Below are 2209 nucleotides of genomic sequence, written 5' to 3'. Positions count from 1 at the left end.
CGGTGCGCCATGAGCACGATGCCCACGATGAAGATGACCGCGCCGGCGATCATCAGGATGTACCCGATCATGTCGAGGTTGACGTACTCGAGTTCCACGTTCACGGCGAACGCCAGAATCGCTCCGATCGCGAACAGCGCGATACCTGCTCCGATGCTCATGCGAGGTTCCTTTCCCGGGCTCGACGGTCGGCCCTCCCCTGGTGCGGGACTTATGCGTCCCACCCCTCACCATGACGGACGGGCGGCCGCGTTTGCAGGGTCTTGACAAAACGGCATCCGTTGTCGTGGCCCGCGAGAACACGCGAGGACTCGGTACGGTGAGAGGGTGCGTTCCGCTCCCGGCATCCCCTCTGCCGATCCGGGAGCCAGAGCGTGGGTCATCTGGAGCGTCGCCGTCGCGGCATACGTGCTGGCCGTCACGAACCGGTCGTCGCTGAGCGCTGTCGGCGTCGACGCGGCGGAGCGATTCGAGGCGGATGCCGCAACCCTGTCGATGTTCGCCGTGGTGCAGCTCGCCGTGTACGGCGGCATGCAGATCCCGGTCGGCGTGCTCCTGGACCGCTACGGGGCCCGCCCCATCATGACCATCGGCATGGTGCTCATGGCGCTCGGCCAGCTCGTCATGGCCGTCTCCCCGAGCGTCGGAGTCGCCCTGCTCGCCCGGGTGCTGCTCGGAGCGGGCGACGCGGCGATCTTCCCCGGTGCCCTGCGCCTCGTCGCCACCTGGTTCCCGGCCCAGCGCTCCCCCGTCATGGTGCAGTTCACCGGCATCGTCGGGCAGACCGGACAGCTGATCGCGCTGATCCCCCTCGCCGCCCTGCTGCACGCCACCAGCTGGACGATCACCTTCGGCAGCATCGCCGGGCTCGGCATCCTGTTCGCGATCCTGGTCTTCCTGCTCATCCGCAACCACCCTCCGGACCGGGATGCGGATGTCTCGGTCGACACCGACACCGGGGCGATCCGCGTCGTCACCTCGTCGATCGACACCGGAGTCGGGATCCGCGCGTCGTGGGCGCACCCCGGCACGCGCCTGGCGTTCTGGTCGCACTTCACGACCCCGTTCGCCGGGACGGCGTTCGTACTCCTGTGGGGCATGCCGTTCCTGACGGCGGGAGAAGGCCGGACGGTCGCAGAGGCGGCGACGATCATGTCGACGTATGTCCTGGTGGGCATGGCCCTCGGGCCGGTGATGGGCGAGCTGTCGCGACGCATCCCGCATCTGCGGTCGCGCGCACTGGTGCTTCCCGCGGTCGCGGTGCAGTTCGTCGCGTGGATGGTCGTCATCGCCTATCCCGGCCCGGCGCCGCTGTGGCTGCTGTTCGCCCTCGCCGTCGCGCTGGCGATGGGCGGCCCCGCCTCGATGATCGCCTTCGACCACGCCCGCACGCACAACCCGCGGCATCGCCTCAGCACCGCCACCGGGGTGACGAACGCCGGCGGATTCCTTGCCGCGCTCATCGCGATCTTCATGATCGGCCTCGCGCTGGATCTGCAGGGCGCCGGTACCCCGGCCACCTATTCGCTCGACGCGTTCCGCCTCGCGTTCCTCACGCAGGTGCCGCTGTGGCTCATCGGAGGCGTGTTCATCGTCATCGAGCGCAAGCGCACGCGGATCCGCCTCGGGATGGACCCACCGCGACAGCGGCGGCGTCCGCGCGGCGACCGCTGACCACGACCGAGCTTTATAGGGTGGCGGTAGCCCGACAGGAAGGACGCCCGTGACCGCTCCGCTCGTCATCGCCCCAGAGGTCCGTGAGGCCGTCGCGGCAGGTGCGCCCGTCCTGGCGCTGGAGTCGACGATCTTCACGCACGGACTCCCCCGCCCGCGCAACGTCGAGGTCGCTCGCGAGGCCGAAGAGCGCGTGCGGGCGCTCGGGGTCGTTCCGGCGACGATCGGCGTTGTCGCCGGACGCCCCACCGTGGGGCTGTCGATCTCGGAGATCGAACGCCTGTCCGACGCGGACGGCGTCGTGAAGGCCAGCCTCCGCGACGTGCCGGTGATCGCAGCCAAGGGCCTCAGCGCCGGGACCACGGTCGCCGCAACCGCCTACCTCGCGCATCTGGCCGGCATCCGGGTCTTCTCGACGGGCGGCCTCGGCGGCGTGCATCGAGAGGCGCAGCAGACCTTCGACGAGTCCGCCGACCTCGGCACCCTCGCCACGCTGCCCCTCGTCGTGGTCAGCGCAGGCGTCAAGTCGATCCTC

General features: G+C 69.9%; 3 protein-coding genes. 2 read left to right on the top strand and 1 reads right to left on the bottom strand.

Features of this window, described 5'->3' with window-relative positions:
* The coding region (locus ACE3O1_RS15420) for a DUF6458 family protein (RefSeq protein ID WP_374316553.1) at positions 1-161 on the bottom strand (161 nt) is incomplete at its 3' end.
* 166 nt (positions 162-327) lie between these two features.
* On the opposite strand from ACE3O1_RS15420, the gene ACE3O1_RS15415 reads away from it, so the two are divergent.
* On the top strand, positions 328-1674 hold the full coding sequence (locus tag ACE3O1_RS15415) for a nitrate/nitrite transporter (protein WP_374316551.1): 1347 nt from the start codon (positions 328-330) through the stop codon (positions 1672-1674).
* A gap of 49 nt (positions 1675-1723) precedes the next feature.
* Positions 1724-2209: pseudouridine-5'-phosphate glycosidase (locus ACE3O1_RS15410; RefSeq protein WP_374316549.1), on the top strand; the 486-nt coding region annotated here is incomplete at its 3' end.

The organism is Microbacterium sp., assembly GCF_041909575.1.
Lineage (GTDB): Bacteria > Actinomycetota > Actinomycetes > Actinomycetales > Microbacteriaceae > Microbacterium.
This window is presented reverse-complemented; position numbering and strand designations above follow the sequence as displayed.